Origin of the sequence: Clostridium beijerinckii (genome assembly GCF_008705175.1) — a bacterium.
Lineage (GTDB): Bacteria > Bacillota > Clostridia > Clostridiales > Clostridiaceae > Clostridium > Clostridium beijerinckii.
Genome location: NZ_CP043998.1, coordinates 498,545 through 520,316, shown reverse-complemented (window position 1 = coordinate 520,316; position 21,772 = coordinate 498,545). Strand labels below are relative to the sequence as shown.

Genomic DNA, 21,772 nt, shown 5'->3' with positions numbered 1-21,772 from the left:
ATTGCAAATTGATATTATTTAACCCTACATTTTAAATAATATTAATAGTATCTGTTGCTTTCTAAAACAATCTGCCTTTTAACATAACTATTTTATAAATAGCTCAGAAAATCATTAATAAAAAAAGATTTAAAGCACTTAATCAATAAAATTAAGTGCTTTAAATCTTTACTGAAAATTATAAATTTTTAACTTTACTTATAACATCTGCGCAATATTCTTTTACACCTGTAACACCGTTGCTTTTATAAACTTTATTTAAATCACTACCTATACCGCTACAATCTGCTCCTGCTTGTATCCATTCACTTATATTATCTTTGTTTACTCCTCCAGTAGGCATAACGCTAAGGTCTGGGAATATTGATTTTGCTGCCCCTATAAATGCCTTTCCAACAACATTGCCTGGGAATACTTTGATAAATCTTAAACCTAATTTGTAAGCCTTATTTAACTCTGACATTGTCATTAATCCTGGAATTATTAATGCTTTTCTTTGATTTGCATAAGCAATTACATCTTCATCTATACAAGGAGAAACAATAAAATCAGAATTATTTTCGATACATGCATCTACAGCATCTTTTGTTAACACAGTTCCTGCACCAACACAAGCATTTTTATATTCTTCTTTCAATTCTTTTATTAACTTTGGCGCATTTGGCACACTCATAGTTACCTCTATAATTTTCATTCCGCCTTCGATTGCTGCTATACTTATTTCTTTTGCTTCTTCATATGTTTTAGTTCTAATAACAGCTACTGCCTTTTCTTCTTTTAATGTATTATAAATTTTTTCAAACATTATTTATTACACCTCATCTTTAATTTATTTTATTTAAAATTAATCTACATCATTCATAAAATACTTTATTAAATACAAATATATATTTCTTAACGTTCTATTTTCTTTGCTTGTCCTAAATGTACTAAAACATCATCATAGTAAGGTAGTCCCTCATTATCGCCTTCGACACCTACAACTAATGATCCAACTGCATTTGCAAATCTAACACAATCTTCTAGTGACTTACCTTTTAATAAGGCCGTTAAAAATCCTGCTGCAAATCCATCTCCTGCACCTACTGTATCAACTAAAGCTTTTGGCTTAATAGCTTCAATATCATAAATATTTTTACCATCTGAACCTATAGCTCCCTTGGCTCCTTTTTTAACTATCACTTTTTCTATTCCTTTGTTATGGAAAACTTTTATTGCTTCTTCTATATTTGTATCTCCCAATAATATCTCTATTTCTTCATCACCTATTAAAAGAATATCAACATAAGGTAAAAGTTTTTCTATATAGTCTTTTGCTTCTTCCTTAGTCCACATCTTTAATCTAATATTTGGGTCAAATGATATTATAAGATTATTCTTTTTAGCTAATTTTACTGCTTCTAATATAACTTCTCTATTATTTTCAGTTATTGAAGGAAAAACTCCTGTAATATGAAGAACTTTTGCATTTTTTATATATTCTTCATTCAATTTCTTTGCATCCATTGTACTAGTTGGAGATTTTTCTCTATAATAAAATGATCTACTTGATCCATCAGATAAAACTTCTCTAAAATATACTGAAGTTGGATATCCATCAACAAGTTGTGCCTCTGATGTATCTATCCCCTCACCTCTTACAATCTTTAGTATATATTTTCCGAAATCATCATTTCCCAATCTACTTATCCATCCAGATTTTAACCCTAATCTTGCACATCCCATTGCAACATTTAATTCTGCTCCACCTACTTTTCTTTTGAATGTGTCACAAAATATTATTGGTCCCTTTTCTTGAGGGCACATTGCAATCATTGCATCTCCTATAGTAATTACGTCCATAAATAAATACACCACTTTCACTATATATTTGTTTTTAACCTTACCAAATAAGTTAGAGATAGATTTCTATATTCATACTTTTGATAAGGCCATTTTTAAATTTTAGTCAATATTTATATATAATTTTGAATACTGATTATCTTACTAACCATCCTCCATCAACTGCTAGAATATGACCATTAACATAATCAGATGCTCTGCTTGCTAAAAACACTACCGCTCCCATTAAGTCAGATGGTTCTGCCCATCTATCTGCTGGTATTCTTCCCTGTATTTCTGCATTTCTTTCTTTATCTGCCCTTATTGGTTCAGTATTTGCTGTCTTTATGTATCCAGGTGCTATCGCATTTATTTGAATATTTTTACTCGCTAATTCATTAGCAAATGCCTTTGTTATACCTGCAACTCCATGTTTACTTGCTGTATATGGAGGCACGAACTTTCCACCCTGAAATGATAACATAGACGCTATATTTATTATTTTACCAGATCCTTGTTTAACCATTATTTTAGCAACTTCTTGGCTTAAGAAATATACAGCATTTAAATTAATATCCATAACTGCGTTCCAGTCTTCTTCTTTATAATCAAGAAGAGGTGTTCTTCTTATGGTTCCAGCGTTATTTACTAATATATCTACCTTCCCATAAAATTTCATCGCAGAATCAATCACATCTTTCCTTCCTTCTTTTTGTGTTAAATCTGCTTTCACGAATACCGCTTTTCTACCTTCTTTTTCTATCAATTCTCGTGTATCATCCCAATTATCACCGTGGGTAGAAATAACTAAATCTGCTCCTGCCTTAGCTAATGCAACTGCATATCCTTGTCCAAGACCTGTATTTCCTCCAGTAACTATTGCCACTTTTCCATCTAATCTAAAAAAGTCCATTGAAAACTGATTCAAAATGTTTTCCATTATCTATTCTCTCCTTTCCATATAAATATTTCCATCCTTACATGTATTATTAAATTTTTTCAATACACGCCATCGTTCCGTATTGTGGAACTCCGTTTCATTTATTATCTTAATTCTAATATCATCACTTACAATTGTCAATGATACTGGTATAAAAATAAAATTTTTAACTTTTTATTTGTTAAAATTAAAATTAAACATTACAATGTAGTATAAAGATAAAACTATTTAGGAGGATTTTATATGTCAGAGGATTTAAGCAATCCAAACTTAGTTCAATCGGTGGAACGTGCTCTTGATATACTTGATTGCTTAGCCGAATATCCAAAAGGATGTGGAATTGCTGAATTGTCAAAAAATTTAGGTTTAAGCAAGAGTACCATACATAGAATAATTACAACTTTAAAATATAAAGAATATGTTACGCAAAATGCAGAAAACGATAAATATCAATTAGGAATTAAGCTTCTTAACTTATCTTCTTCTATAACAAATAGTATGGATTTAATAAATGTCGCTAGGCCTCATATATATGACTTTGCTAATAAGTTTGATGAAGTCATACATCTTTGTATTCCTGACGAGTCATTTACTAACATAATTTATGTAGATAAGGTATCTTCCGAAAATACTAGTAGAAATATAGTAATGTCTTCTAGTATAGGAAAAAAAGCGCCTATTTATTGTACTGCTTCTGGTAAATTGATATTATCTCAATATTCTGATGATAAAATAAGAGAATTATTAAAAGATACAGAATTCATAAAATATGCAGAGAACACAATAACTGATATAAATGTTCTTATAGAAGAAATTCATGTTATAAGAAAGAACCTATATGCATTAGACAATATCGAATACGATACGGGTGTTATATGCATAGCTGTTCCTATTTTTGATAGAACCAATAAAATTATTGCTGCAACCAGTCTCTCATCCGTAACACTCTTTAATACTATGGATGATTTACTAAAATACAAAGAGGAATTTATGAATGTCGCTAAAAATATTAGTAGACTTATGGGATATGCATATTATACAGATATAAAATAAATTTTTTAAATAAAAAACTAATAAATTTCAAATATAAAAAGGCTGGAATTGAAATAAATTACATACATTTGCTTAAGTTTATAAATAAACATTACACAAATATATGTAATTCATTTCTATTTCACATAAATTAAATAACATGAGTTAAACTTAAATTTTTTTATACTTATTATCTATGCTTATTCATCTCTAAAAAAAGAATTTTATGAAAGTTCTAAATAAAACGGCTGTAAAACATTTTCTTTATTTCTTGTTGATAACATATTTTATCAGTGCTTCTGCTACCCCATCTTCATCATTAGTTAAGGTTACATCATCAGCATGTCTCTTCACGTCTTCCGGAGCATTTCCCATCGCTATTCCAACTCCTGCATACTCTAACATATCAATGTCGTTATAATTGTCTCCCATTGCTATTATTTCTGATTTATCTATACCGAATTTCTTTTGTAGACAGGTGATTGCAGATGTTTTTGATGCTTTTATAGGCATAATTTCTAAGTATGTCGACTTTGAAGGATATATATTTAAATCATTACCATAAATATTTTCTTTTAAGAAGTTTATTTCCTTTGGATTAGACATACATAAAATCTTACTTGGTCCTACTCCTTCTCTTTTCCATTGTTCTATTAATTTATTAAAATCAATAATATTAGGAATGATGTTAGTTATTTCACTTTCTTGTTTAGCCCAATAATCTAATTTTTCTATATACCATTCATCATCCTTATATAAACTCATATGAATGTTATTTTCACTTGTTAACTTATATATTTTCTCAAAATTAGAAACATCAATTGCCTCACTAGCCAATACACTATTATCCTTATCTAAGATTAAAGCACCGCTATAGCATATAATTGGTTCCTCTATTCCAAGTTCTTCTTGAAGAAACCTTATTCCTTTTGGCATTCTAGCTGAAACTAAAATTACAGGTATTTTCTTATTATTTGCAACTTTATTTATAGTACTTTTCACCTTTTCAGTTACTTCATGATTTGAATTTAACAAGGTTCCATCAATATCTAAACATATCATTCCAAATTTATCCATAGACTCATCCCCTAACTATTTATAATAAAACGTCAAATTACTTATAATTGCTTATTGAATTCAATATTTATAAGCAAATAAAACTCAATTTTATTCTCCTAAATAACACTACTTAAATTAATATGTTTTCTTTATATAATCACTAGACTTTTAGGATTAATTTTAATATTATGCAATTCCATAATGTTACTAAAAGAAGAAACCGATATTGGATCAACAATAATAATATCTGCCCGATCTAGGTTTAATCCTTTATAAAAGGCATCTTTTTCATACTTTTGATGTTCGGCAAGTAAAATAACCTTCTTAGCTCTTTTCACAATCTCCCCTTTAATATAAGCATCTTCTTCATTTTCATAATAAATACCATTACCTTTTATAGCTCCAGCTCCTATAAATGCCGCCTCAAACTCAATTTTGCTCAAATACTCATCATAATTCCTTCTATAGAAAAAGCGATTTTTCTTGTTAAATTTTCCATCAATCAAGTTTACTACAATACCATTCTTTTCCGAAAGTATATTAAAATTATCTATGGAATGAGTAAATATGGTCGCTTTTTTATCTAAAGATCTTGAAAGAAATTCAACACTAGTAGAAACATCAAAAAAATACGTTTTATTGTTATGAATAAATTTCATTGCCTTTTCAACAATCTTAGTTTTTTCATTAACATTTAATTTCAACCTCTCCTTATATGAAAATATATTGTCTTTATTAAAATTTTCATACCCTTCTTTCCCAATCATAAAATCACCCCTCATAAGTAATTATAAGTATATTTAATTATTTTTTCAATACTTATAAGCACTTTAATCATCATTCACCTAAAATACCTTATATAATAATTATTTAAAGAACTGAAACTTTACTTGAAACAATGTTATTTATTTGTCGTAAGTAAAAAAAGCAAATCTCTACAAATAGTTTACTATTTATAAAGACTCGCTCACCTATATTATTAAATCATATTATTTTTTAAGTCATCTTTTATAATCCTTCTCAATTTTAAGAAGCTTTTCCTTTATATTAAGACCACCAGCATATCCGACCAATTTACCATTAGCACCAATTACTCTATGACAAGGTATTATAATTGGAATTGGATTTTTATTATTAGCCATACCAACAGCTCTCGCCGCTTTCTCATTACCTACTATTTGGGCAATTTCACCATAACTCCTTGTTTCTCCAAAAGGAATCTCTTGTAGAGCACTCCATACTTTTCTTTGGAACTCCGTCCCCTTAGGTGCTAATGGTAAATCAAAACAATTCCGCTCTCCTTCAAAAAACTCTTCCAATTGTTTTATAGCTTTCCGTAATAACTCTGTTTCATTTCCTTCAACATTAAGTTCATCTTTGTTTACAAAACAAATTTTTGTAATTGCTGCCCCATTTTCCACTATACTGATTTTCCCAATTTTAGTGTTATAGTAATATACATTTTCCATAATACTCTTCCTTTTCTCAATATTATTTTTTTATATTACAATTAGAATAGGTGCTTCTTCACTCCTATTTTGCAAAAATTCTTTAATTATATAGTGAGAAATCCTGCTTATGTCACTAACATACCTGAACATACTTTTCATCTCTATATAAAAACTAATATCTTTTGATCAGACTAGAAACTTTTTTACTTAATATATTACCATAAAATTAAATTCAAAATAACATAATTAATTTTATAAAAAATTAATTATGTTATTTTGAACTTATATACCTTAATAATATATCTTCTATGAATAAAACCATATCAGAATAATTTTTTTAATTATAATTCTTATATTAAAATTAGTAAAAATATAATATAAACATTTAAATTTCTACTAATTTTTTACTGCAAAAAATCGGATTTTTGTATTGTACAACCTATAACAATATAGTATAATTATTATAGAAAATACTTAAGACTATGGTAGTCTTAGCAGTGTTATATATTAACTATGTTTAATTTATTAATTGAATAAGATTTTAGCAAAGGAGCTAGAGAATATTAAAATAATTCTTTAGCTTTTTATTTTTTTAATATGAATTTTTTGCCATATATGAATTTATATGGCAAAAAATTCTATGTGGCAATTTCTTATTTCTTGTTGACAATTTATCATTTATACTCTAAAATTTTTTTTAAATTATTAATGTTTTTAATTAGTTAATATTAATTTAAATAAATGTTGTGTATTCTGAAAGGGGATCTTATTAATGAACAAAATCAATGAAATTTTTGCTTCAAATGTATTCAGCGATGCTGTAATGAAAGAACGTCTTCCTAAAGCTACTTATAAAGCTTTAAAAAAGACAATTGAAAAAGGAACTACTCTTGAACCAGATGTAGCAGATGTTGTTGCAGCTGCAATGAAAGATTGGGCTGTTGAAAAAGGTGCTACTCACTTTACTCACTGGTTCCAACCTATGACTGGAATTACTGCTGAAAAGCATGATTCTTTTATAAATCCAACTTCTGACGGAAAAGTTATATTAGAATTCTCAGGAAAAGAATTAATCAAAGGTGAACCAGATGCATCTTCATTCCCTTCAGGAGGACTTAGAGCTACTTTTGAAGCTAGAGGATATACTGCATGGGATTGTACTTCACCAGCATTCCTAAAAGATGGTTCTTTATGTATACCAACTGCATTCTGTTCTTATAACGGAGAAGCTTTAGATAAGAAAACTCCATTATTACGTTCAATGGAAGCTTTAAACAAACAAGCTCTACGTGTTTTAAAAGCATTAGGTAATACTACTACTAAAAGAGTAATTACAACTGTTGGTCCTGAACAAGAATACTTCCTAATCGATAAGTCAATGTATGATGCTCGTAAAGACCTTATCTTAACAGGAAGAACATTATTCGGAGCAAAACCTTCAAAGGGTCAAGAACTTGAAGATCATTACTTTGGAACAATCAAACAAAGAATTTCTGATTTCATGAAAGAAGTAGATGAAGAACTTTGGAAGCTTGGAATATTAGCTAAAACTAAGCATAACGAAGTTGCTCCTGCTCAACATGAGTTAGCTCCTATATTTAGCACAACAAATATATCGACTGACCATAACCAACTTACAATGGAAATAATGAAGAAAGTTGCTGCAAAACATGATTTATATTGCTTGCTTCATGAAAAACCATTCGCTGGCGTAAACGGATCAGGTAAGCATAATAACTGGTCAATGGGTACTGATGATGGAATGAATCTTCTTGAACCAGGTAAATCTCCACACGAAAATCAACAATTCCTTTTATTCCTTTGTGCTGTAATAAAAGCTGTTGATGAATATCCAAGCTTATTAAGAGTATCAGCTGCTAATGCTGGAAATGATCATAGATTAGGTGCTAACGAAGCTCCTCCTGCTATAATCTCTATCTTCTTAGGCGATCAATTAGAGGATGTATTAGAACAAATTGAAAAGGGTCCAGCTACAAGTTCTAAGTCTGCAAGTGAATTAACTATTGGAGTAAATACATTACCTCCACTTCCAAAGGATGCAACTGATAGAAACAGAACTTCTCCATTTGCGTTTACTGGAAATAAATTCGAATTTAGAATGGTTCCATCTTCTGCTTCAATTGCTGGATGTAACTTTGTATTAAATACTATAGTTGCTGAAACTTTATCTGAAATTGCAGATAAACTTGAAAAGGCTACTGATTTAGATGCTGAAATCCAAGCAATCTTAACTGATATTGTTAAGAACCATAAGAAAATTATATTTAATGGTAATGGATATTCAGATGAATGGGTTGCTGAAGCAGAAAGAAGAGGTCTTCCAAATATTCACTCAACTGTAGAAGCTGCTAAAGCTATGATAGATGAGAAGAATCAAGCTGTATTAGAAAAGCATAGAGTTTTAACTAGAGTAGAATCAACATCTCGTTATGAAATCACTTTAGAAAACTACAATAAAATTATAAATATTGAAGCTTTAACAACACTTGAAATGGCAAAACGTCAAATTATACCTGCTGTAATTCAATATACTACAAGTCTTGCTGAATCAATAAACACAATAAAGGCTACAGGTATAAATGTAGATATTTCAGTTCAAACTGAATCATTAACTGAAATTTCAACTTTATTAGCTTCATTAAATAAAAATGTTTCACTTCTTGAAAAAGCAGTTGAAAAGGCTGATAACTTCGAAGGTGATATATTCGATTTAGGAATGATGTACAGATATGAAGTATTTGAACAAATGAATACTTTAAGAGCTGATGCTGATAAGCTTGAAACTCTAGTAGACGAAGAGTTCTGGCCACTTCCAACTTATAGCGATATGTTATTCAACGTTTAATATAAAATCTTTATATTAAATGGAGCGATTCTTTTTAGAATCACTCCATTTTATATATTATTACTAAGTTAATTTATATAATGTTATTATTAGAAAAGCTAAATGCTAATGACATTCTTCCATAAAATGCCGCCAACATTTAATACAATCATATTTCATTTGCTAGTTATAAAATTGTATAGTGCTCCTATGAGATTAGCATCATTTCTAAACTTACAGCCAACTACATTAGGTAGTGGTAAATCATCAATTTCAAAACTCTTGTGATACTTGTCCACATTCCTCTTAATATATTGTATCAATATCTCTTGACTACTTATCCCTCCACCGATTGCAAATATTTCCGGATCTAATATACACTGTAAATTAAAAATTTGTACTGCTAGCTTATAAGTGAAATCATCTAAAATTTCAAGAATATCTGGATCGTTGTTATTTGCATATTCAAATATTTTATACCCATCTAATTCATCTGGCTGAAGACTTTTTACCTTTGCAACTTCATTTATCAATGCTTTAGAACCACTTATAGATCCCCAACACTCATCCGTGTTCTCAGTATTATTTACATTTGTATTTATAAAACTAAACTCACCTGCAAAGAAGTTTTTTCCTTTATGGATTTTCTTATTTCGAACTATTCCTCCACCTACACCTGTTCCTAGTACTATTACAACTCCATCATCGAAATCTTTTAAACTTCCTTTCCAAACCTCTGCTAAAGCTGCACATTTTCCATCATTCTCTATTGTAATCTTTGTCGGACATCTTTCTTTAAGAATTTTTACAATCTCTTTACCTTCATTATATGATAGTGCACCACCTGTATAAGCATAGCCTTTTTCACTATCTAATACTCCTGGCATACTTATAGCCATTCCTTCTATATCATCTTTATATATATCATAGATTTCGCCTATTACATCTATAAAACTTTCAATTTTATCAAGTGGTGTTGGTTTTTTACCCCTTTCAATAAACTCCAAATCCTCTGTCATCAGTGCATACTTAATAGAACTTCCACCTACATCTAACACTAAATATCTCATCTCTACACCTCTCATTATTATACTTAAAATTTAATTCACCCAAACTCTATGTCCTAATACTTACCAAAATAACGTTTACTAAAATAATCATAGCATAATGTTAAACCTCTTTCAATTCAAAGTAAGTAACCTCAAATCATCTCAATTACCAATAAAAAAGCTCTCTCAACTTTTCATTAAGATAGCTTCTTCATTCAATTATGCATTATATATGTTTTAAAAGAGATTAACCCATTAAAATTTATTCTAAACTATAGCACTGCTGAATAAATAATCTTTAAATATAAATTAAATTATTTAAAAGTTATATATTCCTTTCATTTCAACTTAGAAACTTTTCTAATTTAAGTAAATCTAAAATTGTTAATTCTGTTCATTTTATATTCTCTAGGCGTCATTCCAAATTTTTTCTTGAATATCTTGTAAAAGTATGTTGGATTCTCATATCCTACAAACTCAATTATTTCAATAATCGAATACTCAGTTAATTTGATTAATTCAACTGCTTTGCTTAACTTTTTTTCTTTCAATAATTCTTTAAAAGTCATTTTAGTATGTATCTTTATAAATTTGCTAAATTTATAATCTGGTTGATTTAATTTTTCTGAGAGTTCTAGCAGAGTAGCTGTACTATAGAATTCCTCTATGTATTTAAGACTCTGAATTATCAACATCTTCTCATAGTTATCCACAGAATATGTCTCTATATCCTGTGAATTTTTTACTAACTCCACTAATAAAAGCCCTACTAGCAATTTTATTGTCGCTTTTTCATTATCGAATTAGTATACAGCTCAATTATTATTTTTTCTAATAACTCTTGAATATTTTTTCTTTCAGAAGCTTTAAAATATAGATATTCTCCTTCATCATAATCTGTATAAATACTTCTATCTACAGAATTCTCTCCATTTAAAATTCTTAATTCTTCATCTGTCAGAGCAATCAGTTTATCATGAATTTCTTTTAACATATGTTAATTCTTTTTTTCATTATCTCAAGCTTCATCAAAGTATTCTCTTTTCCATCTTCATTTACTTGAGGAAGGATATACACTTCATGGAAATCGCCACTTATCTTAATATTATTCTTATTTATATAATCAATAATTTTATTATAATATTTCTTATTTTCAAAACATCCACCTTCAAAATATATTGTTATATACTCTCCCTCTGGTAAGACAATTGCCCTTCCTTCATTTTTTAACATTCTTACATAATTATTTGTCATTATATTCTTATAAACCATCTTTTCTTTTAACTCATCATAGGAAACCATTGAAGATAATTCATAACTTAATTTTTCTAGCTGATTTTCACTATTAGGCATTACTTTTCTATAATTAATTTCCAATTCATCAATAGTGGCTGAAACGCAATCATAACTTATATATTCTCTTTTTTCATTATATTTAATAAATATTTTATCAGTTTCATATTCAATAATTGAAGAAACTGTGTTTTTCATATACTCTAAGTGATTTTTTATTATTTCCATTTCTAATAGTTTATTTTCCAAAACCTCTTGCTGAAAATTTATCATATCAAGTTTTTCTTCCATAGAAGTGCTTCTACCCATTAATTTTTTTATTTCATCTAGGGATAATCCCAATGTCTTATAATATTTAATCACATCCATTTGAAAAAATTGTTCTATACTATAATACCTATATTGGCTTTTTTCACTAATCACCTTTGGTTTTAGCAAGCCTATTTTGTCATAATATCTCAGTGTCTGAATTGATATGTTATTCAATTTTGACATTTCCCCAATAGAAAAATTACTCAATATTTATCCCCCTTGCCACCTTATACTGATATAGCTTTTTTTGTATTAGTTTTTGTATTAGTAACAATGTTTACTGCTAAAAACGTTAATATTTCTGAAAAAATCATACTAGCCCATATTCCATTTGTACCATAATAATGTGCAGCTAAAAATAAAATTACTGGCAAAAATACAAAAGATCTAAAAGCACAAATTAAGTTAGAGAACTTTGGCATTTCTATAGATTGATAGTACATCGATGTGCTTAAATTTAATCCTGTGAAAAAATAAGCTAAATTAGTCATATTAAGTCCAATATACGCTATATTTATTAATTCCTTATCTGTTGTAAACAAACATATAAGATTTTTTCCAAATATAAAGCATACTAAGGTAAACAATAAGTTTACCGAGACTGACGCTATTAGTGCAAACTTATAAAATGTAAACATCTTTTTTGTCTCCCTAGCTCCAAAATAGTAACTTATTAATGGTTGGGCTCCTAAACTCACACCTAGAAGCATCATATAAATATTTGTAGTTATATAATTTATTATACTATATGACGCAATTCCTTCCTCTCTCATATAGATTCCTAAAACTATATTATAGAAGAATATTATTATCGAAAAGGCTGCTTCTGCAAAAAACGATGGGAAACCTATGGTAATAATCTCTTTAACCACTTTCATTTCCAGCTTCACATTTCCAAAAGTTAATTGACCTTTCTTCTTTAAAAAATGAGGCAGTATTATAGCTATTGTCGCTACTTGCCCAAGTCCAGTAGCAATAGCGGCGCCCCTAACACCCATATTTAAAGGAAATATAAATATATAATCTAATAATATATTTACCACTGTACCAGCTATCGTTGATATCATAGCTAACTTAGGACCTCCATCATTTCTAATGAATCCATTCAAAGTTATTCCTAACAAACTAGGTATACAAAACAATGAATAGTATCTCAAAAATTCTGCCGATAACTCCTTCAAATTTTCAGTCGCCCCCAAAAGAACTACTATGTACTCCGAAAAAACTATAAATACAAAACTAATAATACTACTTAATATTATAATTGATTTAAATGCTTGGCGAAAAATATATACTGCCCTTTCTTTATCTTTAGCTCCAAAGTTTTTAGAAACTAGAGCACCTCCGCCAACTGCAAACATTGTAGCTATTCCAAATAAAACTATTGTAGCTGGCATTGCAATTGCAACTGCTGCTAACCCCAAATCTCCTACACCTCGACCTACAAAAATACCATCTATAACTGTATATAATGACGATACAAACATAGCCGATGCTGATGGAATAGAGTATTTTAAAAACTTTTTAAACATATTTTTATCTTCCCTTTACAAACATATTTCCTAATATAAATTATAAAGTCTATAGTTGGAATAGAGTCAACCTCTTTATAAAAGAAGACTTGCCTAAAAGCAAGTCCTCTTTTATAAAATCACATCCATAATAATCTTATATCAATCCCAAATCAATATCTCCTTATTTAGAATTTAATTATGCATCCATTCTCATAAGTTAAAAGATTTCCTTACAAAAATTGAGCTTTCTAAATATATGTTATACACAATATCCCAATTCTACTTTTCTTTCTTAACTCTATAAACTAGAAATATTCCATAACAAACTAAAATAAGCGCTATTAATATCTTAATATCAAATATATTTTCTCCTAATATTAATGCTGATAACAATGTTCCAAATACCGGTATTAAAAAATTAAATACTGATATTAATCCTACTTTGTTATATTTTAATAATTGCGTCCAAACAGCAAAGGCTATTGATGATAGTAATGCCATATATATAAGTAGTAATGTTGATTTCGCTGTAAATCCTTCTAAGCTACCTCCTAATGCAAATCCTAATGCAGTAAGAAGAATTCCTCCTATAAATAGCTGAAAACCAGTTACTATCGAAGGTTCTTGAGTTTGCGTTATCTTCTTCCCATATATTGCAGACACAGCAAATATTATTGCAGCAATCATTATAAACCCCTCACCTTTAAAAGTGACAGATGTTCCTCCTAATGATTCTCCATTTAAATTAACAATTACTACTCCTATAAATCCAATAACGCATCCTATTATCTTATTTAAATTTAACCTATCATTCTTATATATAAAATGAGCTAGAATTATACTTACAAAAGTTCCTGTTCCATTTATTATAGATCCTCTAACCCCTGTAGTATATGACATTCCCACATAGAAGAATATATATTGAAGTGCAGTTTGAGTTAAACCTAATAAAGTTATCTGACCAAATTGCTTTCTAGTAAATTTAAATATAACTCTTTTTGATATAAGCTCAAATATGAGTATAAAAATACCTGCAAGTGTAAACCTATATCCGGCAAAAATTAATTTAGAGCCTACATCACTTATATTAAATAGTGAATATCCAACTTTTATAGCCGGATATGCACTTCCCCATAAAAAGCAACACAATGTTGCTAAAAGTACAATATTTTTTCTGTTAGTATAAACTTTTACTTCATCCATTTTATATGTTTCTCTCTCCCGCCTAATCATTGTAAGTAGTTCATCCAATCACTTTTTATTCCGCATTCATTCTAATTCTATCTAATACTTCCATAACTCGAATTGATTCATTTAAAGTTAAATAATCACTTTCAAGCTTCGACTCTTTTAAACAGTTATGAACTTCTTTAATCTCTGCATACATGTCATCAAATTCTATATCTTTTTCAATTGTATACGACTTGCCCGAATTTAGATTAACAACAGCTTTGTTTGGTCTATTATACATCGGAATCTCCATCCATCCCTTTGTTCCTCTAATAATAGCTGTCCTTTCTTTATTTCTATCAATTGCCCCTTCTACAGTTCCTATTACTCCATCTTCAAAAGAAAGTATTACTTTAAAATAGGAATCGACTCCTGATTCATTTATATCCATGTAAGATTTGACACTTTTAACCTCTGAATCGATCATATCCATTACAAATGACAATGGATAAATTCCTACATCTAGTAACGCCCCACCTTGGTCTTTATCTAATAAATACGATCCCGGTTTAATGTTTTCTACATTATTGCAAAAATTAGCTTCTATAGCCGTTATATCTCCAATCTCTTTATTTCTTATCATTCTCTTAATATCACTAATTATCGGAACAAACCTTGTCTTCATTGCTTCCATAAAGAATGTATTATTTAACACAGCTTCTTTTTTTATTTCCTTCATTTCTTCCGAATTTATCCCTACAGGCTTCTCACAAAGCACAGCCTTTTTATGCTTTAAAGCTTCGATGGACCAGTGTTTATGAAAGCCGTGAGGCAATGCTATATATACAGCATCCACTTCTTCATCTCTTAATAATTCATTATAATTTTCATAAACTTTCTCGCAATTATACTTATCATAAAATTCATCACGTTTTTCCTTAGTTCTAGATGCTATAGCATATAGTTTACCTTCATTAGAATATGATAAACTCTTTGCAAATCTCAAAGCTATATTTCCAAGTCCTATAATTCCCCATCTAATCATTACTTTTCCTCCTTATTATAAACCTACAATTTTATTCATCTTTATTTATTAAAAATACTATTCTATATTACTATATCATACTCTCCATTCATACACGCTAATCGCTAGTACAAAAATATCCACAATACTTAGAACATATTAAATAATTATTAGTATGCAATCATATATTTCTTCCTATAAAAAATTTGTAAGCAGAAAAGTCTTAAGAATGAACATATTCATACTCTTAAGACTTTAAATTTAATTTATTATGTTAGCTATACTTCTGCTGATTCATCAATATCTTTCATAGTTAATGATATTCTCTTTCTCTTTTCATCAACTTCCAATATCGCTACCTTTACTATATCTCCAACTTTAACTATATCTAAAGGATGCTTTACAAATCTATTTGCCATTTGACTTTTGTGAACTAATCCATCTTGATGCACTCCTATATCTACAAATGCTCCAAAATCAGATACATTCCTAACAGTTCCAGCTAAAACCATACCAGGTTTTAAGTCCTTAAGTTCTATTATTCCCGTTTTTAGTATTGGCTTTGGCATTTCTTCTCTAGGATCTCTGCCTGGCTTCTTTAATTCTTTTATTATATCCTTTAGAGTCATCTCTCCAACTTCTAATGTTTCACTTAATTTTTTTAATCCTTGAGATTGAGCTCTTTCATCAATGTCACCTAATTTATTATTCTTAAGGTCTTCTTTATTGTAACCAAGTAATTCTATTAACTTCTTAGCTATAGCATAAGACTCTGGATGCACAGATGTATTATCCAAAGGTTCTTTGCTATCATCAACTCTTAAAAATCCAGCACATTGCTCATAAGCCTTTTGACCTAATCTCTTAACTTTTAATAGTTCTTTTCTTGAAGTGAATCTTCCTACTTCTTCTCTATAGTCAACAATATTTTTAGCGATAGATGCATTTATTCCGGAAATATGTGTTAAAAGCGATGGTGTTGCTATATTTAAGTCAACTCCAACAGTGTTAACTGAGTCTTCTACTACACCTGCTAAGGATTCTTCTAACTTTTTAGGAGTGACATCGTGCTGATATTGTCCTACTCCTATAGCCTTAGGATCTATCTTAACTAGTTCCGCAAGTGGATCTTGCAACCTTCTTCCTATTGAAATTGCTCCTCTTACTGTAACATCTAAATCTGGATATTCCTTAGTTGCAAGTTCTGATGCTGAATAAACTGACGCTCCTGCTTCAGATACTATTACATATGCTAATTCTTTTCCAGTTTCATTTTTTATTTCCGTAATCATTCCTGCAATAACTTCTTCTGATTCTCTTGATGCTGTACCATTTCCAAGGGATATAACATCAACATTATGTTTAGCAATAAGAGCTTTTAAAGTTCTCTTTGTTCCTTCGATATCTCTTTTAGGCACTGTAGGATATACTGCTGTATTTTCTAAAAACTTTCCTGTTGCATCTAGAATCGCTATTTTACAACCAGTTCTAAATCCTGGATCATATCCCATTACTACTTTTCCTTTAATAGGCGCTTGTAATAACAATGCTTTCAAGTTTTCTTTAAATATCTTAATAGCACCTTCTTCACCTATATCAGTTAATTCACTTCTTATTTCTCTTTCTATGGATGGATAAATTAATCTTTTTAACGAATCTCTAATTGCAAGTTTTAATTTTTCATCTAAAGTTTCATTGCCTTTTAATACTTGATTTTCTAAGTATTGAATTATATTATCTTCATTAACAGTTATCTTAACATTTAGGATTTTTTCTTTTTCTCCTCTGTTTATAGCTAATATTCTATGAGGTGGTATCTTATTTACTGCTTCAGAATATTCATAATACATTTCATATGGAGTTGGTTCATCTGAACTTCCCTTTGATTCTATATTACCTTCTCTAATAACAAATTCTCTTATATACTTTCTGTACTTAGCTTCATCAGAAATGCTTTCAGCTATTATATCTAAAGCTCCTTGGATAGCTTCTTGACTATTTGTAACTCCCTTTTCTTCACTTATATACTTAGCTGCCTCTTCATCTAGGTCCCCACTTAATTTTCCTTCCAAAATTAGTTCTGCAAGAGGCTTTAATCCCTTTTCTACTGCTATTGTTGCTTTTGTTCTCTTTTTAGGTTTAAAAGGTCTATATATATCTTCAACTTCTGTTAAGGTCGTTGCATTCTCTAAAGCTTTTCCTATTTCATCAGTATATTTTTCTTGTTCTTGTATAAGCCTTGTAACATCAGCTTTTCTTTCCTCTAAATTTCTTAGATACGTAAGTCTTTCAGATAATTTTCTTAAGACTTCATCTGAAAGTCCTCCTGTTGCTTCTTTTCTATATCTTGAAATAAATGGAACTGTATTTCCATCATCTAAAAGTCCAATAACATTTTGAACCTGACTTAACTTTATTTCTAATTCTTTTGCGATTCTTTCTTCAATTGAATTCATAATTTCCTCCTGCTTATATTAAATTACCTAAATAGTCATTGCCACAACAATACTATTTTACCATATAAATCATTATTGCCATTACTATTTTTAGTAATGGCAATAATCCTATATCACTATTAATATTATAAACTTATTTTAATTGAAAGCAATAATTATATATATTTTTCTTCTACAGTTGTCCTCACTTTCAGTTTCCCATTTTCCTTACTAATCTCAAGAATTAATTTTCTTAAATCTTTTTTGCTCAATTCATTATATACTACGATTTCTTGTTTTTGCCCATCGTTATAATAGCAGAGTTTAAGCTCTGTTACTCCATTCAAATAACTTAAAACTAAAGTCTTAACTACTTGCCCATCCTTTCTTATATTCGATATTTTTAATGGATGTTTTTCTATTCCCTCAAAGCTTAAATATATATCCTTTAAGTCTTCACCGGTCAAGTTTTTAATAAGAATATCTTTTGTTCCTGGTATATTAAAATACATATTTACCCCTCCAATTTTTATTGAATAATTACAGAAGAATGAATCCCATGGATATATGTTATTCCAAGTCCCAAAAGTAACATTAATCCGAAATAACTTAATGCAAACATACACCTAATAGATGTCTTTACTTCATAATACGATTTATCTGAATTTCTATATTGTTCAATAACTTTTGCAATTCCAAGTATAAGTAATAATACAATAATTGGATTGAAAGCCTTGAAGAGAGCAATTATACCAATTGGTATTCCTATGAGCCATAACTTTGGTGATATAGCCGAAACCACTCTTCCACCATCAAGTGGATGAACAGGTATAAGATTAAATAGATTTAACATAAAACCTACATAGGCTAGTGCTGCCAAAAAGTCTTCTCCAGATATAAAGTAAAACAATAAACAAATTAGTGCACCTATACTTCCTAACACAGGCCCTCCTATAGCAACTTTCGCTTCTGTTGCTGCATCTTTAGGTTCTTCTTTCATGCTAATAAAAGCACCTACAAAAGGAATGAAAACTGGAAGGCTTACATCCAATTTAATTAATTTAGCCGTAAGATAATGTCCCATTTCATGAATCAAAAGCAGTAATACAAAGCCAACTCCAAATGCCACTCCATACATCTTAGCGTATATGACGATCATTAGTATCATAGATATAAAGGTAGATGCAAATTTACCAATCTTTAATAATATTATTAAGAATTTTAATTTTCCTAGCACTAAAAATAAAATAGCTTTAAATTTCAAAAGTACTAATAGAAAAGCTCCTACTACTCCTAAAATTCCTTTTTTATCTTTTAATTTTGCAACTAAACCATTTTCTTCAAAGTGTTCTTCCGTATTAATGGTATCAGTTTCTTCTTTCAAATTATCATAATCTATGTTTGAATCAATATTTTCTAATTCATTTTTATCGTTGTCCATAAATTTTCCTTCTCTTTCTTATACATGATATTAAAGCATTAAGCTAAAGTTACTTTTAATAAACTATACTAAGAATAATGTATAATGCCTGCTCAAACTCCTCCTCCACTATACTTAGTATAAATGCATTTTATTAAAAGATGCTTACAACAATATTAAATTAACCTAAAAAATAAATTGCTAATCCAAGCTTTAAATTTAGATTTTATTCTTAAACACAACAAGTGGCAACATGATCTCAAAAGTTGTCCCTATTCCACTATCTATAATTCTAATATCACCATTATGTTTATTTAATATTTTCTTTGTGATAGATAATCCAAGTCCTGTTCCTCCAGTTTTTGAGTTTCTTGATTTATCAACTCTAACAAATGGGTTAAATATATTTTCTCTGTATTTTTGAGGAATACATTCGCCGTTATCTGATAATATAATGTAGAAATAATTCTCTCTCACTTCTGTCTTTACTCCTATTCTACTTCCTACAGGATTGTATTTAACTTTATTGTCTAAAACATTATTTATAGCTCTAGATAACTTTTCTTCATTTATCATTACATAATAGGGCTCTTCAATTATTTCAAAATCATATTCGAATTTTTTATGATCAAATTCTAGAATATAGTTTGCTATTATTTGCCTAACAAATTCAGCTATATCTGCTTTTACTGTAATCATTTTATAATCAGAATTATCATATAATGAAAATTCAAACAGGTCTGTTATTAATTTATTTGCTCTTTGTGAATTCTTATTTATTATGTTTAAGTATTCTAACTTTTCCTTTTCATCTAAATCATTATTATTAATTAAAATCTCACTATATCCTAAAATCGATGAAAGAGGGTTTTTTAAATCATGCGATATATCTAATATTAAATCCTCTTTTATCTTCTGTAATTTTTCATTTTGACTTTTTTCATTTTGTATAGTTCCTGCCATCATATTAAATCCATTTGCTAATTCAAGAAATTCATTCTTTTTATCTATATCTAAACGTATATTATAATTGCCATGAGATATCTCTATTACTCCAGCCAATAATGTCTTTATTGGTTTTATAAATGCGCTAGAAGTTGCTTTAGCTAAAATATACACTATTGAGAGAATTAATAGAACATTGAACGCACCCATTATTTTTATTATTAGATTATGAGGAATTACTTTGGTGATTCTATTCGGCTTTGTAATCTCTGAATACGGGAATCCAACTACCACTAAAGAATCTTCTTCTTTTAGATACTTGCTATATAGTGAATATTTAACATTATCTTTTGTTTCAATTATTGAATTATTGAAATCTGATAATGCAAACATTGTTCTAATATCATCATTTAGTGATTCTTCATTATCCTTTGTTAATCCAAATAAATACATATAGCTTTGCAAATTTATATTTTTAAATTCCTCGATAACATGTCCCCTCATGTAAAGAACTTTATTATCATTATTTATTTTTACCATAAAACCATCTATATCAGACAAATCCCCATCAGTTATACTCGTATAATCTTTTACAAGCTTATTTTGTAGCCCTCCAAAATAAGAATTATATGTATTAGGTCCGCATAAAGTTCCATAAACAACAATTGAGCCAATAATCGCTATTAATAGTATTATGTTTATAGCTATATATCCCAAAAAATATATAAAAAATAACTCTGTTGTAACACTCCTTTTTATTCTTTTAGCTTTCATGCATTGCAACCCTCTCAATTTTATAACCTATCCCTCTTATGGTTTTTATGTAGATTGGATTCTTAGGATCATCTTCTATTTTCTCTCTAATATGACTTAAATGAACCATTATATTATTAGAGTCTCCGAAATAAGCTTCCTCCCATACTTCTTCATATATTTGTTTCTTAGTAAATACTTTCCCTAAATTTGAAACTAATAACTTTAAAATCTTGAATTCCTTTGGATTTAGATCAATCTTTCTGTTCCCCTTATAAACTTCAAAAGTCTCAGTAAATAGCTTTAACTCTCCTGTCGAATAAATTACATCCTTATGCTCAGCATATTTGTAGCATCTTCTGAGATTAGATGCCACTCTTGCAGATAACTCTATCGGACTTATAGGCTTTACTAAATAATCGTCAGCTCCAAGTCCTAAAGCCAAAACTTTATCAGAATCCTTCCCCATCGCTGTAATACAGATTATAGGAATAGTAGAGATGGCTCGTACCTTTTGTATCACTGAAATCCCATCAACATTTGGCATCATTATATCTAATAAAATTAAATCTATTTTTTTATTTTCAAATATATTTAAAGCTTCTCGTCCATCGGAAGCTTCATAAACTTCATAGTCTTCCTTTCTCATATGCAATGAAATAAGATTTCTAATATCCTTTTCATCCTCAACTATTAGAATATTCATAAA

The 21,772-nt window shown here is 29.0% G+C and carries 20 protein-coding genes; 2 read left to right on the top strand and 18 right to left on the bottom strand.

The features are described 5' to 3' along the window. Positions 1-178: 178 nt before the first annotated feature. From F3K33_RS02610 to kduD, 3 genes are all read right to left on the bottom strand, one after another. A complete protein-coding gene (locus F3K33_RS02610) occupies positions 179-805 on the bottom strand; it encodes a bifunctional 4-hydroxy-2-oxoglutarate aldolase/2-dehydro-3-deoxy-phosphogluconate aldolase (RefSeq protein WP_039773875.1) in 627 nt (208 codons plus the stop codon). Positions 806-894: 89 nt separating this feature from the next. Then, positions 895-1,842, bottom strand: a complete 948-nt coding sequence (locus tag F3K33_RS02605; RefSeq protein ID WP_039773876.1) for a sugar kinase — start codon at positions 1,840-1,842, stop codon at positions 895-897. 136 nt (positions 1,843-1,978) lie between these two features. Continuing rightward, entirely contained in the window at positions 1,979-2,761 is a 783-nt protein-coding gene (kduD, locus tag F3K33_RS02600; RefSeq protein WP_039773877.1) for a 2-dehydro-3-deoxy-D-gluconate 5-dehydrogenase KduD, read from the bottom strand. A gap of 243 nt (positions 2,762-3,004) precedes the next feature. On the opposite strand from kduD, the gene F3K33_RS02595 reads away from it, so the two are divergent. Further along, complete coding sequence (locus F3K33_RS02595) at positions 3,005-3,814, top strand: IclR family transcriptional regulator (RefSeq protein WP_039773878.1); 810 nt, start codon at positions 3,005-3,007, stop codon at positions 3,812-3,814. 243 nt (positions 3,815-4,057) lie between these two features. Here the strand turns inward: F3K33_RS02595 and F3K33_RS02590 are convergent, their stop codons facing one another. The 3 genes from F3K33_RS02590 to F3K33_RS02580 form a co-directional block, all read right to left on the bottom strand. Then, on the bottom strand, positions 4,058-4,870 hold the full coding sequence (locus F3K33_RS02590; protein ID WP_023974872.1) for a Cof-type HAD-IIB family hydrolase: 813 nt from the start codon (positions 4,868-4,870) through the stop codon (positions 4,058-4,060). A 131-nt stretch (positions 4,871-5,001) separates the two neighbouring features. Beyond that, positions 5,002-5,619 carry a sugar phosphate isomerase family gene (locus F3K33_RS02585; protein ID WP_023974871.1) on the bottom strand — a complete coding sequence of 206 codons (618 nt, stop codon included), beginning with the start codon at positions 5,617-5,619 and terminating at the stop codon, positions 5,002-5,004. A gap of 234 nt (positions 5,620-5,853) precedes the next feature. After that, complete coding sequence (locus F3K33_RS02580) at positions 5,854-6,321, bottom strand: methylated-DNA--[protein]-cysteine S-methyltransferase (RefSeq protein WP_023974870.1); 468 nt, start codon at positions 6,319-6,321, stop codon at positions 5,854-5,856. Positions 6,322-7,075: 754 nt separating this feature from the next. Between F3K33_RS02580 and F3K33_RS02575 the strand changes: the two genes are divergently transcribed. Then, positions 7,076-9,169 carry a glutamine synthetase III family protein gene (locus F3K33_RS02575; protein ID WP_039768492.1) on the top strand — a complete coding sequence of 698 codons (2,094 nt, stop codon included), beginning with the start codon at positions 7,076-7,078 and terminating at the stop codon, positions 9,167-9,169. A gap of 155 nt (positions 9,170-9,324) precedes the next feature. On the opposite strand, the gene F3K33_RS02570 is transcribed toward F3K33_RS02575, so the two are convergent. From F3K33_RS02570 to F3K33_RS02520, 12 genes are all read right to left on the bottom strand, one after another. Further along, a complete protein-coding gene (locus F3K33_RS02570) occupies positions 9,325-10,218 on the bottom strand; it encodes an ROK family protein (RefSeq protein ID WP_023974868.1) in 894 nt (297 codons plus the stop codon). Between the two features lie 344 nt (positions 10,219-10,562). Further along, positions 10,563-10,952, bottom strand: a complete 390-nt coding sequence (locus F3K33_RS26680; protein WP_236892102.1) for a helix-turn-helix domain-containing protein — start codon at positions 10,950-10,952, stop codon at positions 10,563-10,565. A 23-nt stretch (positions 10,953-10,975) separates the two neighbouring features. Further along, positions 10,976-11,191, bottom strand: a complete 216-nt coding sequence (locus F3K33_RS26675) for a hypothetical protein (RefSeq protein ID WP_236892100.1) — start codon at positions 11,189-11,191, stop codon at positions 10,976-10,978. Beyond that, positions 11,185-12,009 (bottom strand): MerR family transcriptional regulator, encoded by an 825-nt coding sequence (locus tag F3K33_RS02560; protein WP_039768495.1) that lies wholly within the window; start codon positions 12,007-12,009, stop codon positions 11,185-11,187. The genes F3K33_RS26675 and F3K33_RS02560 overlap by 7 nt, the downstream gene beginning before the upstream one ends. 20 nt (positions 12,010-12,029) lie before the next feature. Further along, on the bottom strand, positions 12,030-13,334 hold the full coding sequence (locus F3K33_RS02555) for an MATE family efflux transporter (RefSeq protein ID WP_039768497.1): 1,305 nt from the start codon (positions 13,332-13,334) through the stop codon (positions 12,030-12,032). Positions 13,335-13,595: 261 nt separating this feature from the next. Continuing rightward, positions 13,596-14,519: a DMT family transporter gene (locus tag F3K33_RS02550; RefSeq protein WP_023974865.1), complete on the bottom strand. Its 924-nt coding sequence runs from the start codon at positions 14,517-14,519 to the stop codon at positions 13,596-13,598. A gap of 55 nt (positions 14,520-14,574) precedes the next feature. Continuing rightward, entirely contained in the window at positions 14,575-15,531 is a 957-nt protein-coding gene (locus F3K33_RS02545; protein ID WP_039768499.1) for a Gfo/Idh/MocA family protein, read from the bottom strand. Positions 15,532-15,788: 257 nt separating this feature from the next. Beyond that, positions 15,789-17,966: a Tex family protein gene (locus F3K33_RS02540; RefSeq protein ID WP_039768501.1), complete on the bottom strand. Its 2,178-nt coding sequence runs from the start codon at positions 17,964-17,966 to the stop codon at positions 15,789-15,791. 155 nt (positions 17,967-18,121) lie between these two features. After that, positions 18,122-18,457, bottom strand: coding sequence for a hypothetical protein (locus tag F3K33_RS02535; protein WP_039768503.1), 336 nt, complete (start codon positions 18,455-18,457; stop codon positions 18,122-18,124). Positions 18,458-18,474: 17 nt separating this feature from the next. Then, on the bottom strand, positions 18,475-19,386 hold the full coding sequence (locus F3K33_RS02530; protein ID WP_039768505.1) for a site-2 protease family protein: 912 nt from the start codon (positions 19,384-19,386) through the stop codon (positions 18,475-18,477). 198 nt (positions 19,387-19,584) lie between these two features. Beyond that, positions 19,585-21,084, bottom strand: a complete 1,500-nt coding sequence (locus F3K33_RS02525; protein WP_023974860.1) for a sensor histidine kinase — start codon at positions 21,082-21,084, stop codon at positions 19,585-19,587. Further along, positions 21,074-21,769 carry a response regulator transcription factor gene (locus F3K33_RS02520; protein WP_039768507.1) on the bottom strand — a complete coding sequence of 232 codons (696 nt, stop codon included), beginning with the start codon at positions 21,767-21,769 and terminating at the stop codon, positions 21,074-21,076. Before F3K33_RS02520 ends, F3K33_RS02525 begins: the two co-directional genes overlap by 11 nt. Positions 21,770-21,772: the final 3 nt, after the last annotated feature.

Coding starts and splice junctions, on each gene's coding strand:
- F3K33_RS02520 (WP_039768507.1), bottom strand. CDS start 21,769: ATGAATATTCTAATAGTTGAGGATGAAAAGGATATTAGAAATCTTATT.
- F3K33_RS02575 (WP_039768492.1), top strand. CDS start 7,076: ATGAACAAAATCAATGAAATTTTTGCTTCAAATGTATTCAGCGATGCT.
- F3K33_RS02590 (WP_023974872.1), bottom strand. CDS start 4,870: ATGGATAAATTTGGAATGATATGTTTAGATATTGATGGAACCTTGTTA.
- F3K33_RS02595 (WP_039773878.1), top strand. CDS start 3,005: ATGTCAGAGGATTTAAGCAATCCAAACTTAGTTCAATCGGTGGAACGT.
- F3K33_RS02610 (WP_039773875.1), bottom strand. CDS start 805: ATGTTTGAAAAAATTTATAATACATTAAAAGAAGAAAAGGCAGTAGCT.
- F3K33_RS02540 (WP_039768501.1), bottom strand. CDS start 17,966: ATGAATTCAATTGAAGAAAGAATCGCAAAAGAATTAGAAATAAAGTTA.
- F3K33_RS02525 (WP_023974860.1), bottom strand. CDS start 21,084: ATGAAAGCTAAAAGAATAAAAAGGAGTGTTACAACAGAGTTATTTTTT.
- F3K33_RS02555 (WP_039768497.1), bottom strand. CDS start 13,334: ATGTTTAAAAAGTTTTTAAAATACTCTATTCCATCAGCATCGGCTATG.
- F3K33_RS02545 (WP_039768499.1), bottom strand. CDS start 15,531: ATGATTAGATGGGGAATTATAGGACTTGGAAATATAGCTTTGAGATTT.
- F3K33_RS02605 (WP_039773876.1), bottom strand. CDS start 1,842: ATGGACGTAATTACTATAGGAGATGCAATGATTGCAATGTGCCCTCAA.
- F3K33_RS02585 (WP_023974871.1), bottom strand. CDS start 5,619: ATGATTGGGAAAGAAGGGTATGAAAATTTTAATAAAGACAATATATTT.
- F3K33_RS02570 (WP_023974868.1), bottom strand. CDS start 10,218: ATGAGATATTTAGTGTTAGATGTAGGTGGAAGTTCTATTAAGTATGCA.
- F3K33_RS02530 (WP_039768505.1), bottom strand. CDS start 19,386: ATGGACAACGATAAAAATGAATTAGAAAATATTGATTCAAACATAGAT.
- kduD (WP_039773877.1), bottom strand. CDS start 2,761: ATGGAAAACATTTTGAATCAGTTTTCAATGGACTTTTTTAGATTAGAT.
- F3K33_RS26675 (WP_236892100.1), bottom strand. CDS start 11,191: ATGTTAAAAGAAATTCATGATAAACTGATTGCTCTGACAGATGAAGAA.
- F3K33_RS02550 (WP_023974865.1), bottom strand. CDS start 14,519: ATGGATGAAGTAAAAGTTTATACTAACAGAAAAAATATTGTACTTTTA.
- F3K33_RS02580 (WP_023974870.1), bottom strand. CDS start 6,321: ATGGAAAATGTATATTACTATAACACTAAAATTGGGAAAATCAGTATA.
- F3K33_RS02535 (WP_039768503.1), bottom strand. CDS start 18,457: ATGTATTTTAATATACCAGGAACAAAAGATATTCTTATTAAAAACTTG.